Genomic DNA, 14,497 nt, shown 5'->3' on the forward strand with positions numbered 1-14,497 from the left:
TCATCCTTGTCCTAGCGCTTGCGCCAGACGCCTGGCGCCTAGCCGGGCGAGGCAGGCGTTGGCGTCCTCATGCGGCTGTCGCTCGGCGGCCAGAAGGTCCGTGAGCCGGCGAACACCGCGCGCGGCTTCATATCCTGCGGTGTATCCAGCCGGTAGTCCTTTTGCCGTTCCGCCGACGACAAATGCAGCGCCTTTTTCGTCACCGACGACGGTCAGCGCGGCAGGACCCGGATGGGCACAGCCCTTGGCGCAGCCGGAGACATGCAGGCTGAATGTCGGGTCGAGATTGGGGCCTATCTCGCGGGCGATCTCGGCCGCCACGTCGCGCGCGGCGATCATGCCCGACGCGCAGGCCGGCGCGCCGGGGCAGGCGGCGATGCGGATGCGCGGATCGGAAGGGGAAAAGACGAAATCAAGGGCTTTGGATGCGGCGCTCAAGGCGTCGCACGCCGGATGGTCCAACCCCATGACCAGCAAGGCCCTGCCAGGTGCGGGGCGGATGCCGGTCGCGCCACATTCGATGGCTGCCTCGCAAAAGGTGATCAGCTTTTCGGCGCGAATGGAACCGAAGGGCAGGGCGACGCCGAGGGCGTTTCGGTCGTCGGTCAGGGGCAAAATTCCGATGGGCGATGAATCGGTTGGCGGGATCGGTTCAGAATTTGATTCATCAGATTTCGGGCAAGCGTCACCGGTTACGTCGAGTTTCTTCCCACCCCCCTCTGTCCTGCCGGACATCTCCCCCTCAAGGGGGGAGATCAGGCCTTCATCGACCCGTTCACCAACTGAAATGAATTGTACACGAACTGCCTCCTGCGGCTCACCAGAACGAGCGGTGGCGTCTAAGCTACTGATCTCCCCCCTTGAGGGGGAGATGTCCGGCAGGACAGAGGGGGGCGTGAGGGATCGCGCCGTTGATGATCCTTCTACAGCTGCACGCACCTGCGACGGACCCAAGTCTCTCGCTCGACCATTCCGGCCAAGCACAGCGACAGCCTTAAGAATGGTGATCGTGCGCTCGCGTGCATCATTAGCCGTGAACGTGCCGAGCAGCGTTGCCGCGCGCTCGTCGCCTGCCACCGACAGGCGCCAGCGTTCCGCGTCTGCTGCGACCAGCCGCACATCGGCCATGATGGCGCCGAGCTCGATCTGTCCGCGACCGTCGGCGACGACCGAAACCTTGGGACCGAGGCGCGCAGCGAGACCGGCATCGGAAATTGCCCGCCGAATTTCGTTGGCGAGGGGCGCCGGATCGGCGACTTCTGTCGGGTCGATGCCGGCAAGCGGACTTGCGTCGACCGGAACCCCGGTGCGAACCTCGATGCCGAGCGCATCGACTTCGGCGGCGAGCAACACAGCACTTTCGGTTGTCAGTCCTCGAATCTGGATGCTGCCGCGCGCGGTGACCTCGACAATGCCGTTGCCGTGGCGAAGTGCCGATTCACAGAGTCCGATCAAAGCCTTGGGGGCGATTTCTCCAGCGACCGGATTGAGGCGTACCAGCAAGCCGTCGCCTGTCAGCATCGGCGCGGAGAGTGCGGGGCAGGCACCGCGACGCGTAAAGGTCGTCATGCCGCGACCTCCCTTGCCGAAGCTTCGGCGATCAAGGCCGCAAGGCCGTCGTCAATCGAATTGCGCAAGGGGTGCCATAGCCCGCGACGGCGGGCGTTGGCGAACCGTTCGGCGATGAATTTCGCCGCCGCCGGGTTTTCGCGCAGCATGAAGGCGCGCACGGCGTCGTCGCCGACATAGGCGTCGTGGACGGCCTCGATCAGCGCGCCCGGTATGGCGCTGGTGGTTTCTGCAAAGCTGATCAGGCGGTCGACGGTTTCGGCGAATTCGGAGGCGCCGCGCGGACCGTGGCGCATCTGGCCGGCGATGAAGCGCGCGTTTGTGGCGCGAGCGCGCACGACGCGGCCGACGGCTTCCGTGACCGAGCGCGGTCGCGGCTTCAATGGGTCCGTGGTGTCGAGCACGATGACGTCGGCGTTTCTGCCGAGTGCGGCAAGGGCTGCCGAAAAACCGCCGATGAAAGCGACGTCGGCGGAGCCTTCGAGGATGTCGCGGCCTGGGTCGTCGCCGGTGTGAACCAGCAGGTCGGCTTCGGCGATGCGACCGGCAAAGGCGCCGGGCGCTGAGACACCTTCACCTTCCGCGCCGCCATAGGCGTGCGAGGCGGCGTCGAGATAGGCGCGGCCAAGTTCGTCGCGCGTGGACCAGTCGCCCGAAGACAACAGATCTTCGAGACCTGCACCATAGGTGCCGGGTGATGAGCCAAAGATGCGTGGCTCGACTTTGCCCGAAGCGCGGGTGCTGGCGGCAAGCGGATTTTCAGAATCGTCCTCGTCGCGGGTGGCAACGGCGCGGGCTGCGGCGTCGATCAGCGCGATCTGGGTCGGGAACATGTCGCGGAACAGGCCCGATATGCGCCAGGTGACGTCGACTCGCGGGTGGCCGAGCGTTGCCGGCGGCAACACCTCGATGCCGGTGACGCGGCCGGTGGCGGAATCCCATTGCGGCCGGCAGCCCATCAGCGCCAGGCCTTGGGCGATCTCTTCGCCCCCGGTGCGCAACGAGGCACTGCCCCAGAGGTCAATGACCAGCGCGCGGGGCCAGTCGCCATGGCCCTGCAGATAGCTGCGCATGATTTCGTCGGCCGCCGCCTTGCCGAGGTCGAAGGCGGTCGCCGTCGGCATTGTGCGCGGATCTGATGTGAACAGGTTGCGGCCGGTCGGCAAAACGTCGGTGCGCCCGCGCGCCGGGGCGCCTGAGGGGCCGGACTTGACGTGACGGCCGTCGAGCGCAGCGATCAGCGCGTCGCGTTCGCCGGCCGCGCTTTGCCTGCGCATCGCGTCGGGCTCGTCGTCAGTGGCGCGGCCATAGACGTGCAGGCCGTCCTTGATGGCGAAATCCTTGAGGTCGCACAGCCAGGCGTCGATGCGGCGCAACGCCTCGTCGGGTGCATCGGTGTTGGCAACGCCGGCTTCGGTGGCAAGGCCGGTCTGGGATGCGGTCTCGACGATCAGCTTTGCCAACCGGTCGCGGCGCCGGCGGTCAAGGCCGTCGGCCTGGGCGTATTCGTCGACGAGCCGCTCAAGCTTGTGCTGGTTTTCGTCGAGGCCCGCACTGGCGAGTGGTGGCGGCAGATGGCCAAGCGTGACGGCGGAAATGCGGCGTTTGGCCTGGGCTGCTTCACCCGGGTTGGAGACGATGAAGGGATAAATGACCGGCAGCGAGCCGGTGGCGATCTCGGGAAAGCAATTCTGGCTGAGTGCCACGGTCTTGCCGGGCAGCCATTCGAGCGTGCCATGCGCGCCGACATGGATGATGGCGTGGCAGCCAAGCGATTTCTGCAGCCACAGGCCGAAGGCGAGCAGCGCATGGCGCGGCGGCAGGGTTGGATCGTGGTAGTCGGCGCGGCGTTCGGCCGAACGTCCACGGTCGGGGGCGAGGGCGACTGTGACATTGCCGAAGGTCGCGGCGCGGAAGGGGAAGGTGGCCTGGGTCTGATCAACGGAAGGGGCGGATGTCTCGCGCTCTACGTTGCCCCCCTCTGTCCTGCCGGACATTTCCCCCTCAAGGGGGGAGATCAGGCTGTCACGCGCGCCGTCGCCAATCGCCAACGTTGCAGGAAAAGCCGCTGCGCTGAAGCTGCCAATCTCCCCCCTTGAGGGGGAGATGTCCGGCAGGACAGAGGGGGGCAACGTAGAATGCCGACGTTGCACTGTACTTGCATCGCTTTCCGGCGATCCCCAAGCGACGGCCATCGTCTCGAGAGCATCAGTCGGCAGATCGGCGGAGAGCGCGACATAATCTTCGAGCGCCAGTCCATGCCCACCTCTCTCGATCAGATCGAGCAGTTCGCGCGGCGATTGTGGAATCCCTTCAACCGCATAGCCTGACGCCTTCAGGTCGTGCAGCATCGCCAGAACGCTGTTGGGCACGTCGAGGCCGACGGCATAGCCGGTGCGGCCCGGCGCGCTGGGATAGTCGGGGATCAGGATCACCAGTTTGCGCTTGTCGCGCGGCGTACTCTGCAAGCGCAGATGGGCGGCGATGCGGGTGGCGACCTGTTCGACGCGGTCGGGCTCGGGGCGGTTGGCGACGGCGCGGAAGCCCAGTGCGGGATCGAGCTCGCTTTCGGCCTTGAAGGAAATCGCGCCTGCCAGGATGCGGCCGTCGAGTTCGGGCATGACGACATGCATGGCGAGGTCGGCCGGTGCCAGCCCACGCGGACTGCCCGCCCACGCCTCGCGACGGGTGGTGGCGACGATGACCTGGAACACGGGAACGCCGGCGCGGTCGAACAATGTCTCCACGCCGGGTTCAGCACCCGAGGCAAAGGCCGTCGCGGTGATGAGGGCAGATGGCTTCAGCTCGGCGAGTGCCGTCTCGACAAAGGCCAGTGACTCCTTGTCCTTCAGGCTCGACACAAATATCGGAACAGGCTGGAGGCGCTTTTGCCTGAGCGCATCGGTCAGCGCGTCGATCGGCGCGACGTCGGCCGCCAGCAGCATCGAACGGTAGAAAAGGATGGGGACGACGGGGGCGTTTCCTTCTCCCCGTTCACGGGGAGAAGGTGCCCCGAAGGGGAGGGGCTGCGCAAGGGTATGGAGTGTGGGCTCCTGCCCCTCATCCCCTTGCCGGGACCTTCTCCCCGTGAACGGGGAGAAGGGGGCTGTCATCACGCCCCGCTTCGGATCGTAAAAACCGGCCTTCGGCACCGTGACCGGCGCGGTGGCGCCGCTTCCGGCACCAGCCAGTCCGGCGAGGCGGGCGACAAGCGCCTTCATGTTTTCCGGGCCGCCTTCGCGGAAATAACCAAGCAATGCGTCGAGTTCGGCGCGCGGCAAGGTCGAGCCTTCGATCAGCCGCTGATCCGAGTCGTGGCTTTCGCCCGGCAACAGCGCGAGCGCGATGCCTTTTTCGCGCGCTATGGCGGCAAGCCGGTCGCAGCCATAGCGCCACCAGTCGTAGCCACCGAGGATGCGAACCAAAATGACCTTGGCGTGCGCCGCGACGCTGTCGATCCAGAGGTCGACAGACATCGGGTGCCTGAGGTCGCGCAGGCTGGCGAGCCGCATTGATGGCAGGTTTGGTGCGTGCGCTTTCCAGGCGGCAGCGATGCCGGCGAGATCGCTGTCGGTGAAGGACAGCGCCACCACATCCGCAGGCGTTTGCCTGAGATCGACAGGCTCGACGAGATCGTCGAGCGAGGCGGATGTGGTGGTGAGGATGTGCATCCGGCTCAGCCTACCAGGATGCGCTCGATGGCCGGGCGGTCGAGGCCCTTGAGGCCGATCACTACCAGGCGCGAGCGACGGTCGTCTTCCGGCGTCCAGGCGCGGTCGTAGTAATGGTTGACGCGCGGACCGACAGCCTGGACGAGCAGGCGCATCGGCTTGCCGCCGACCTCGACGAAGCCCTTCACGCGCAGCACGTTTTCTTCTTCGGCAGCGGTGGCGACACGCTTGGCCAGTTCGTCGGGATGCGTGATCGAGGGAATGTCGATGACGAACGAGTCGAAATCGTCGTGCTCGTGGTCGAAGGCGCCGTCGTGATGGGTCTTGCGGTTTTCGATGTCTTCTTCGACAGCGAGACCGAGGCCGAGCAGCACGGAGGGATCGACCTTGCCATGCGCGGTCGGCACGATCTTGACGGCGCGCGACAGATGCTCGCCGATGATGGCGTTGGCGCGCGCAAGGCCTGCCTCATCGAGCAGGTCGGCCTTTGACAGGATGATGAGGTCGGCGCAGGCGACCTGGTCCTCGAACACCTCTTCGATCGGGTCGTCATGGTCGAGCGTCTCGTCCTGGGCGCGCTGGGCGGCGAGCGCATCCATGTCGGAGGCGACCTTGCCCTCGGCCAGAGCCGGGCCGTCGACAACGGCGATGACGCCATCGACAGTCACGCGGCTCTTCACGCTCGGCCACTGGAAGGCCTGGATCAGCGGCTTGGGCAGCGCCAGGCCGGAAGTCTCGATCAGGATGTGGTCGACGCTGGGCGTGCGCGACAGGATCTGGTCCAGTGCGGGCACAAAATCGTCGGCGACGGTGCAGCAGATACAGCCATTGGCCAGTTCGACGATGTTTTCCTCGGGGCAGACGTCGATGCCGCAACCCTTCAGGATTTCGCCGTCGATGCCGACATCGCCGAACTCGTTGACGATGATGGCGAGGCGCTTGCCCTTGGCGTTTTCGAGGATGTGGCGGAGCAGCGTCGTCTTGCCGGCGCCGAGAAAGCCGGTGACGACGGTGCAGGGAACGCGTTCGACGGAGGCGGTCATTTGTCTTCCTTGATGAGGTCGAGGGGAGGGATGCGCGCGACAAGGCCGCGCTTGAGGCTGTCGGGACGGCCACGCCATGGGATCAGGCCGTCGGTCGAGGTGGCGAAGAGTTTTGCGCCGGTGATCAGGTCGTCGCCCGAGCTAATGGCGAGATCGCCGAAGACGTAGCTCCACGAGCCATCGCGCAGGATCGCGGCACTGAGCCGGCGCTTGCAATTGCCGAGGCATTCGACGCTGCGAACGGTGATGCCTTCATTGGCAGCGGCGGCGCGTGTGGCTTCAGCGAGTCTGGCGCCTGCGCGCGGATGAGCGTCCGAGCCGTTCTCGTCGCGGCAGGATGAGCAGACGAGAATCGTCACATCCGCTGCGGCGCGCAGGTCGGCGCTATCGCTGGATGCGTCTAAAATTTCGACCGAGAGATTGTCGTCAAGTTCCAAAATACCAGGCTCCTTGCCTGGGACACCCGCCAGGCGATCGGATCAATGTTTCAGACGGCAGGTCTCCTGGCTCGCGAGTCGTCGCCTTCGTGCCGCCTTCCCGGGAGGACCCCCAGTGGTTACTGGCCTTGGCTCGTCGCTTACAGTTGCGGGGACAGCCGCGGATTTGACGCCAAAAGCGCCGCACCGCATTCCCTCTTAGCTCCTCCCCTTGCCGGGAGGAGACCGTCTGGGTCGATTTAGGCTTTCGCGAGGGGTGGAGTCAACGTGAGGGAGCGACCCGCAATGTCGCTCAGTGCGGGGCCGAGGTCGCCGGCTGGTGTGACCTCGATACGCTCGAGGCCGAGCCAGTCGCGCATCTGCTTCAGCTCTTCATGGAGCTCGGCTGCCGTTTCGGGCGGGGCACAAGGCTCCGCGTAAGCAGCATGGACGCGCAGGACACCGGCGGGGCGGTCGGCCTTGAGGTCGATGCGGGCAACGATTCGTTCGCCAAGCAGGAAGGGCAGCACATAATAGCCGTACTGGCGTTTTTCGGCCGGAGTGTAGATCTCGATTCGGTAGCGGAAGCCGAACAGGCTTTCGGCGCGGCTGCGTTCGAACACCAGCGGATCGAACGGCGCGAGAAGCGCGCGGGCCTGAACCTTGCGCGGAATGCGGGCCGAGGCGTGGAGATAGGCCTGCTTGTCCCAACCTTCGACGCGGACGGGAATCAGTTCGCCCGTTTCGACCAGCTCTTCGAGGCGGCCTTTCATGTCGGCGGGCGACAGGCGGAAATAGTCGCGCAGGCAGGCAGCCGTCGCCACGCCATGGGCGCGGGCCGAGATGCGCAGCAACTCGCGATGGGCGTCGGCTGCGGCAGGGACGGGCAGGTCGTAGATAGCCGAGGGCAATACGCGCTCGGGCAGATCGTAAAGCCGCTCGAAACCGCGGCGCGAATGGGTGGTGATGCGCCCGGCCCAGAACAGCCATTCGAAGGCGTGCTTCTCCTGGCTCCATCCCCACCAGCCGCCGGAGCCCTTGGCGCCTTCGATGTCGGAAGCGGCGATCGGGCCACGGTCAACCACCTGGCGGAATATATCCTCTATATAGGGCCTGTTCGCACGGCCGAACTTGGCAAGCCCGCCATACATCCCGTCCTCGGCTCGTGCCATGCGCCAGCGCATCAGTGGATAGGTCTCAAGCGGCAGCAGCGAGGCCTCATGCGCCCAATATTCGAACAGCAGCCGTTTGCGCGACTGCATGGCCTCATCGAGCAGCGCCAAGGGATAGGGGCCGAGTCGCGAATAAAGCGGCATGTAGTGGGCGCGCACCACGGCACTGACCGAGTCGATCTGAAACAGGCCGAGGCGGTCGAGCACACGCTGCAGGTGACGTCGCGTGACTGTGCCCGTGGGGCGCGGGTCGGTGAAGCCCTGAGCCGCAAGGGCGATGCGGCGAGCGGTCGGAAGTGAGATTTTTTCCTTCATTGCGGCAAGCTATCGCAGTCTGTCGTGAGGTGACGCAAGGGTACGAGAATCGATCGGTGCTGCAAATGCTAGCAGGTCTGCGGTTCCAGACTTGTCAGGAGATAAAAGTGGAGTAAAAGACGAAGGAAATCAAATAGGAGCCACACACGCAGGATTTTGGTCCAGCGGTGGGGTTTGCCTCCTTTTGGACAAGGTTGGACTTGCTTCGCCCGACCGCCTGCGCTAACCGTCGCCGCATTGCAGCACGACCGTTTCGTCCGGCTCGGCGAGAATCTGTCGCGCTTCCGGAAACGGACATCGTGCTGTAAATCTGGGTGGATAGGCCACCAACGGAATTCGCAGCATGAACGCTCTCTTGAGTTCGTATCTGCCCATCGTCATCTTCATCGGTGTGGCGCTTCTAGTCGGCATTGCGCTTATCGCGGCGCCCTTCCTTGTCGCCTATCGCAATCCGGATCCGGAGAAGCTTTCTGCCTACGAGTGCGGCTTCAACTCGTTTGACGACGCGCGCATGAAATTCGACATTCGCTTCTATCTGGTCTCCATCTTGTTCATCATCTTCGACCTCGAGGTCGCCTTCCTGTTTCCGTGGGCGGTGTCCTTCAGCAAGATCGGCATGCTCGGTTTCTGGTCGATGATGATCTTCCTGGCCGTGCTGACCATCGGCTTCATCTATGAGTGGAAAAAGGGAGCGCTGGAATGGGATTGAACGACGCCTCCGGCACCCTGATCGCACCGAAGCCGAAAGGCATCATCGATCCGAACACCGGCAAGCTCATTGGTTCTGACGACGCCTTCTTCGGCGACCTGAACAGCGAGCTTTCCGACAAGGGGTTCCTCGTCACCTCGTCCGAGGCGCTGATCACCTGGGCGCGCACCGGCTCGCTGATGTGGATGACCTTCGGTCTGGCCTGCTGCGCTGTCGAGATGATGCACATCTCGATGCCGCGCTATGACGCTGAGCGTTTCGGCATCGCGCCGCGCGCTTCTCCGCGCCAGTCCGACGTGATGATCGTTGCCGGCACGCTGACCAACAAGATGGCACCGGCCCTGCGCAAGGTCTATGACCAGATGCCTGAGCCGCGCTACGTCATTTCGATGGGCTCGTGCGCCAATGGCGGCGGCTATTATCACTATTCCTATTCGGTGGTGCGCGGCTGCGATCGCGTCGTGCCCGTCGACATCTACGTGCCCGGCTGTCCTCCGACCGCCGAAGCGCTGCTCTACGGCATCTTGATGCTGCAGAAGAAGATCCGCCGCACCGGCACGATTGAGCGGTGATCCCAGATGAGTGAAGCCCTGAACGACCTCGCCGCTTACATTGCGGAAAAGCTCGACGCGGACATCGAAGATAGTGCTGTCGCCTATGGCGAACTGACGCTGACGGTGAAGGCGGCCGATATCGTCGATGTGCTGACTTTCCTGCGCAGCGATGTGCAGTGCCAGTTCGTGTCGTTCATCGATGCGGCCGGTGTCGACTATCCGCAGCGCCGCAAGCGCTTCGACGTCGTCTATCATCTGCTGTCGCCGCACCAGAACCTGCGCATCCGCATCAAGGTCAGCACCGACGAAGACACGCCGGTTCCCTCGGTGACATCGGTTTACCCCGGTGCCGACTGGTTCGAGCGCGAGGCCTACGACATGTACGGCATCCTGTTTTCCGGCCACCCCGACCTGCGTCGCCTGTTGACCGACTACGGTTTTGAAGGCCATCCGCTGCGCAAGGACTTCCCGCTCACCGGCTTTGTCGAGGTTCGCTACGACGACGAGCAGAAGCGCGTCGTCTACGAGCCGGTCGAGCTCAAGCAGGAATTCCGCAATTTCGACTTTTTGTCTCCCTGGGAAGGCACCGACTACGTGCTGCCGGGCGACGAAAAAGCCAAGACGAATTGAGGCGCCGAAATGGCTGAAACCTCCGTCCGCAATTTCAACATCAACTTCGGCCCGCAGCATCCGGCGGCGCACGGCGTTCTGCGCCTGGTGCTGGAACTCGACGGCGAAGTCGTCGATCGCGTCGATCCGCATATCGGCCTGTTGCATCGCGGCACCGAAAAGCTGATCGAGCAGAAGACCTATCTGCAGGCGATCCCCTATTTCGATCGGCTCGACTATGTCGCACCGATGAACCAGGAACATGCGTTCTCGCTGGCGATCGAGCGGCTGCTTGGCATCGACGTGCCCAAGCGCGGCCAGATCATCCGCGTGCTTTATTCCGAGATCGGCCGTATCCTGTCGCACCTGCTCAACGTCACGACGCAGGCGATGGACGTCGGCGCGCTGACCCCGCCGCTGTGGGGCTTCGAAGAGCGCGAAAAGCTGATGGTGTTTTATGAGCGGGCCTGCGGCGCGCGCATGCATGCGGCCTATTTCCGGCCGGGCGGCGTCCACCAGGACCTGCCGCAGAAGCTGGTCGAAGACATCGGCAAGTGGATCGACCCGTTCCTGCAGACGGTGAAGAACCTCGACGATCTGCTGACCCCCAACCGCATCTTCAAGCAGCGCAACGTCGATATCGGCGTGGTTTCGCTCGACGACGCCTGGGCCTGGGGTTTTTCGGGCGTTATGGTTCGCGGTTCGGGCGCTGCCTGGGACCTGCGCAAGAGCCAGCCCTACGAATGCTATTCGGAGATGGAATTCGACATCCCGATCGGCAAGAACGGCGACTGCTACGACCGCTACCTGATCCGCATGGAAGAGATGCGCCAGTCGGCCAAGATCATGCGCCAGTGCGTCGACCTTCTGCTCGGCAAGGAAAGCACCGGTCCTGTCTCGAACATGGACGGCAAGGTGGTTCCGCCGAAGCGCCAGGCGATGAAGCGTTCGATGGAATCGCTGATCCATCACTTCAAGCTCTACACCGAAGGTTACCGCGTGCCGGCCGGCGAGGTCTACGCAGCCGTCGAAGCGCCCAAGGGCGAATTCGGCGTCTATCTCGTCTCCGACGGCAGCAACAAGCCATACCGCTGCAAGCTGCGCGCGCCGGGCTTCGCCCATCTCCAGGCGATGGATTTCCTGTGCCGCGGCCACATGCTTGCGGATATCTCAGCCGTTCTTGGCTCCCTCGACATCGTGTTTGGTGAGGTCGACCGCTAAATGTCAGTCCGCCGTCTCGCAGAAGCCAGCGTCCAGCCAGCGTCATTCGCCTTCAACAAGGCGATGACCGCGCAGGTGAAAACCTGGATCAAGAAGTACCCCAAGGGCCGCGAACAGTCGGCCGTCATCCCACTGCTCATGCTGGCGCAGGAGCAGGACGGCTGGGTGACGAAGGCTGCCATCGAGCACGTCGCCGACATGCTGGCGATGCCCTATATCCGTGCGCTGGAAGTGGCGACCTTCTACACCCAGTTCCAGCTCAAGCCGGTCGGCACGCGCGCCCATATCCAGGTCTGCGGCACCACGCCTTGCATGCTGCGCGGCTCGGAAGAGCTGATGGACGTGTGCCGCTCGAAGATCCATCACGACCAGTTCCACACCAACGAGGCGGGAACTCTGTCGTGGGAAGAGGTCGAGTGCCTCGGCGCTTGCGTCAACGCACCGATGGTCATGATCTTCAAGGACACCTACGAGGACCTGACGCCGGAACGGCTGGCCGAGATCATCGACCAGTTCGAGGCGGGCAAGGGCGAGCAGGTCAAGACCGGCCCGCAGACCGGCCGCGTCTTCTCCGCGCCGCTGACCGGGTTCACCTCGCTCACGGACGAGAAGGGTGTGCTCAAGACCACCCGCGACAAGGAAGCCAAGGCCGCATCCAAGGCTGCTAAGGCTGGCGCCGAGCTGGCGAAGGCCGAAGCGCCAAAGCCTGCCGCTGTTGCTGCCGTGCCGGCCAAGGCCGATGCCGCGCCGGTCAAGCCGTCGCTGGAAGACAAGAACCGTCCGGCCGGCATCGCCAGGCCGGCTGCTGTCGACGACCTCAAGCTGATCTCGGGCGTCGGTCCGAAGATCGAGGGCACCTTGCACGAGCTCGGCATCTTCACCTTCGCCCAGGTGGCGTCGTGGAAGAAGGCGGAGCGCGAGTGGGTCGACGGCTATCTGAGCTTTCATGGTCGCATCGAACGTGACGACTGGGTCAAGCAGGCCAAGGCGCTCGCCAAGGGCGGTGAGGCCGAATACATCCGCGTCTTCGGCAAGAAGCCGGTCTGAGGAGCAAGAACATGCTTGAAGACAAGGACCGCATTTTCACCAACATCTACGGCCGCTTCGATCAGTCGCTGGCCGGAGCGATGGCGCGTGGACATTGGGACGGCACCGCCGGCCTGATCGACAAGGGCCGCGAGTGGATCATCAACGAGATGAAGGCATCGGGCCTGCGCGGCCGTGGCGGCGCCGGCTTCCCGACCGGTCTCAAATGGTCGTTCATGCCCAAGCAGAACGCCGACGGCCGCCCGTCCTATCTCGTCATCAATGCCGACGAATCCGAGCCCGGCACCTGCAAGGACCGCGACATCCTGCGCCATGACCCGCATACGCTGGTCGAGGGCTGCCTGCTTGCCGGTTTCGCCATGGGTGCAGTTGCCGCCTACATCTATGTGCGTGGCGAGTTCATCCGTGAGCGCGAAGCGCTGCAGCGCGCCATCGACGAGGCCTATGAGGCCAAGCTGATCGGCAAGAACAACAAGAACGGCTACGATTTCGACATCTACGTCCATCACGGTGCCGGTGCTTACATCTGCGGCGAAGAAACCGCGCTGCTCGAAAGCCTTGAAGGCAAGAAGGGCCAGCCGCGCCTCAAGCCGCCGTTCCCGGCCAATGTCGGCCTCTATGGCTGCCCGACGACGGTCAACAACGTCGAGTCGATCGCCGTTGCGCCGACCATCCTGCGCCGTGGCGCTGCCTGGTTCTCCGGCATCGGCCGTCCCAACAATGTCGGCACCAAGCTGTTCATGCTGGTTGGCCATGTGAACACGCCTTGCACGGTCGAAGAGGCCATGGGCATCACCTTCCGCGAGCTGGTCGAAAAGCATGGCGGCGGCATTCGCGGCGGCTGGGACAACCTTCTGGCTGTCATCCCCGGCGGCGCGTCGTGCCCGCTCGTCAAGGCCGAGGACATCATCGACTGCCCGATGGATTTCGACGGTCTGCGCGAGCGTAAGTCGTCCTTCGGCACGGCTGCCGTGATCGTCATGGACAAGTCGACCGACATCGTGAAGGCGATCGCGCGTCTCAGCTATTTCTTCAAGCATGAGAGCTGCGGCCAGTGCACGCCGTGCCGCGAGGGCACCGGCTGGATGTGGCGCGTCATGGAGCGTCTGGTGCGTGGCGAAGCGCATAAGCGCGAGATCGACATGCTGCTCGACGTCACCAAGCAGGTGGAAGGTCACACGATCTGCGCGCTGGGCGATGCGGCCGCATGGCCGATCCAGGGCCTGATCCGCAACTTCCGCCCGGAAATCGAGCGGCGTATCGACGAGTTCTCGCGCAATTCGCATCGCGCCGAGCCGGTGCTGGCGGCGGCTGAGTAAGGGTTAAGTCAGAAAGTGCGGACCTAAGGTCCGAAATAGGAAACGACGAGGCAGAGGCGAACGGCGAAGGCGACAAGGAGCTACCAATGTCGACATTTCCCATTCCCGAAAGTGCAGTGCCTGAGATGGAACGTTTGGAGCAGATGAACAGGGACTTCGTGGCGATGCTGCCCAAGGAGTTTGCCGGTACGGCAAATCTGATGGTGCATCCCGCCGCCGGAATCGCTGCTGCTTCCGCATTGAGTGTCGGCCTCGCCAGTCACGCCATGGGCGTCTGGATCGGGGCCGTGACTGGTGCATCGGAGGCTGCGCAGCGGCTGTTTTCGCCTGACTTCGGCGATTTCAGCGGTGCTTCGTACATTAAGCCTGAAAAGGCAGCGAAAAGGGCTGAGGCCAGCACGGCTTCGCTGATCGCCGAGGTGAAGAGCCTGGCGCGCAAGCTGGAGAAGGCCGAAGCCAAGCCGGTGGCTGCTGCGGTCGAACAGGCTGTTGCCGAGGTTGCGGTTGTTGAAGCGCCGGTGGGGCTTCAACCTGAGGATTTCAGGCAGCCGGCATCGATCGAACGGCCGGATGCGCCTGACGATCTGAAGGCGATCGCCGGCATCGGGCCGAAGCTGGAGCAGGTGCTGAACGGTCTTGGCATCTGGACTTACGGCCAGATCGCAGGCTGGACGGCGCAAGAAGTGGCCTGGGCCGACGACTATCTCGGCTTCAAGGGCCGGATCGGTCGCGACGACTGGGTCGGGCAGGCGGCAACGCTTGCCGGCGGCAAGACCGCCGCGTGAATTGTGGATTTCGGGGCGCAGCGCAGGCCGCGCCCCTTGCAGGACGGAATGCGGATCATCCGCGGGA

General features: G+C 64.1%; 12 protein-coding genes and 1 riboswitch. Of the genes, 7 read left to right on the forward strand and 5 right to left on the reverse strand.

Annotated features, from left to right (window positions below; all coding sequences use genetic code 11):
• The 5 genes from cobG to AC1RTB_RS21920 form a co-directional block, all read right to left on the reverse strand.
• Positions 1 to 1,569, reverse strand: coding sequence for a precorrin-3B synthase (gene cobG, locus AC1RTB_RS21900; protein ID WP_492880976.1), 1,569 nt, complete (start codon positions 1,567 to 1,569; stop codon positions 1 to 3).
• Complete coding sequence (locus tag AC1RTB_RS21905) at positions 1,566 to 5,240, reverse strand: cobaltochelatase subunit CobN (RefSeq protein WP_492880977.1); 3,675 nt, start codon at positions 5,238 to 5,240, stop codon at positions 1,566 to 1,568. Before AC1RTB_RS21905 ends, cobG begins: the two co-directional genes overlap by 4 nt.
• Positions 5,241 to 5,245: 5 nt before the next feature.
• Positions 5,246 to 6,283: a cobalamin biosynthesis protein CobW gene (cobW, locus tag AC1RTB_RS21910; RefSeq protein ID WP_492880978.1), complete on the reverse strand. Its 1,038-nt coding sequence runs from the start codon at positions 6,281 to 6,283 to the stop codon at positions 5,246 to 5,248.
• Entirely contained in the window at positions 6,280 to 6,690 is a 411-nt protein-coding gene (locus tag AC1RTB_RS21915) for a DUF1636 family protein (protein ID WP_492881171.1), read from the reverse strand. Before AC1RTB_RS21915 ends, cobW begins: the two co-directional genes overlap by 4 nt.
• Positions 6,691 to 6,759: 69 nt before the next feature.
• Positions 6,760 to 6,965, reverse strand: a riboswitch (cobalamin riboswitch).
• Entirely contained in the window at positions 6,960 to 8,186 is a 1,227-nt protein-coding gene (locus AC1RTB_RS21920) for a winged helix-turn-helix domain-containing protein (protein WP_492880979.1), read from the reverse strand. (Overlaps the previous riboswitch by 6 nt.)
• Positions 8,187 to 8,529: 343 nt before the next feature.
• On the opposite strand from AC1RTB_RS21920, the gene AC1RTB_RS21925 reads away from it, so the two are divergent.
• From AC1RTB_RS21925 to AC1RTB_RS21955, 7 genes are all read left to right on the forward strand, one after another.
• On the forward strand, positions 8,530 to 8,895 hold the full coding sequence (locus AC1RTB_RS21925; RefSeq protein WP_476786605.1) for an NADH-quinone oxidoreductase subunit A: 366 nt from the start codon (positions 8,530 to 8,532) through the stop codon (positions 8,893 to 8,895).
• Positions 8,886 to 9,467: a NuoB/complex I 20 kDa subunit family protein gene (locus AC1RTB_RS21930; RefSeq protein WP_476786604.1), complete on the forward strand. Its 582-nt coding sequence runs from the start codon at positions 8,886 to 8,888 to the stop codon at positions 9,465 to 9,467. Before AC1RTB_RS21925 ends, AC1RTB_RS21930 begins: the two co-directional genes overlap by 10 nt.
• A 6-nt stretch (positions 9,468 to 9,473) precedes the next feature.
• Positions 9,474 to 10,079, forward strand: a complete 606-nt coding sequence (locus AC1RTB_RS21935; RefSeq protein ID WP_492880980.1) for an NADH-quinone oxidoreductase subunit C — start codon at positions 9,474 to 9,476, stop codon at positions 10,077 to 10,079.
• 9 nt (positions 10,080 to 10,088) lie between these two features.
• Positions 10,089 to 11,279: an NADH-quinone oxidoreductase subunit D gene (locus AC1RTB_RS21940; RefSeq protein WP_492880981.1), complete on the forward strand. Its 1,191-nt coding sequence runs from the start codon at positions 10,089 to 10,091 to the stop codon at positions 11,277 to 11,279.
• On the forward strand, positions 11,280 to 12,326 hold the full coding sequence (nuoE, locus tag AC1RTB_RS21945) for an NADH-quinone oxidoreductase subunit NuoE (RefSeq protein WP_492880982.1): 1,047 nt from the start codon (positions 11,280 to 11,282) through the stop codon (positions 12,324 to 12,326).
• Between the two features lie 11 nt (positions 12,327 to 12,337).
• A complete protein-coding gene (nuoF, locus tag AC1RTB_RS21950) occupies positions 12,338 to 13,645 on the forward strand; it encodes an NADH-quinone oxidoreductase subunit NuoF (protein ID WP_492880983.1) in 1,308 nt (435 codons plus the stop codon).
• Between the two features lie 86 nt (positions 13,646 to 13,731).
• Positions 13,732 to 14,430: a helix-hairpin-helix domain-containing protein gene (locus AC1RTB_RS21955; RefSeq protein ID WP_492880984.1), complete on the forward strand. Its 699-nt coding sequence runs from the start codon at positions 13,732 to 13,734 to the stop codon at positions 14,428 to 14,430.
• The last annotated feature ends 67 nt before the right edge of the window (positions 14,431 to 14,497 follow it).

The organism is Aminobacter sp. GW821-FHT11F06 (genome assembly GCF_058808215.1).

Coding starts and splice junctions, on each gene's coding strand:
- cobG (WP_492880976.1), bottom strand. CDS start 1,569: ATGACGACCTTTACGCGTCGCGGTGCCTGCCCCGCACTCTCCGCGCCG.
- AC1RTB_RS21905 (WP_492880977.1), bottom strand. CDS start 5,240: ATGCACATCCTCACCACCACATCCGCCTCGCTCGACGATCTCGTCGAG.
- cobW (WP_492880978.1), bottom strand. CDS start 6,283: ATGACCGCCTCCGTCGAACGCGTTCCCTGCACCGTCGTCACCGGCTTT.
- AC1RTB_RS21920 (WP_492880979.1), bottom strand. CDS start 8,186: ATGAAGGAAAAAATCTCACTTCCGACCGCTCGCCGCATCGCCCTTGCG.
- AC1RTB_RS21925 (WP_476786605.1), top strand. CDS start 8,530: ATGAACGCTCTCTTGAGTTCGTATCTGCCCATCGTCATCTTCATCGGT.
- AC1RTB_RS21930 (WP_476786604.1), top strand. CDS start 8,886: ATGGGATTGAACGACGCCTCCGGCACCCTGATCGCACCGAAGCCGAAA.
- AC1RTB_RS21935 (WP_492880980.1), top strand. CDS start 9,474: ATGAGTGAAGCCCTGAACGACCTCGCCGCTTACATTGCGGAAAAGCTC.
- AC1RTB_RS21940 (WP_492880981.1), top strand. CDS start 10,089: ATGGCTGAAACCTCCGTCCGCAATTTCAACATCAACTTCGGCCCGCAG.
- nuoE (WP_492880982.1), top strand. CDS start 11,280: ATGTCAGTCCGCCGTCTCGCAGAAGCCAGCGTCCAGCCAGCGTCATTC.
- nuoF (WP_492880983.1), top strand. CDS start 12,338: ATGCTTGAAGACAAGGACCGCATTTTCACCAACATCTACGGCCGCTTC.
- AC1RTB_RS21955 (WP_492880984.1), top strand. CDS start 13,732: ATGTCGACATTTCCCATTCCCGAAAGTGCAGTGCCTGAGATGGAACGT.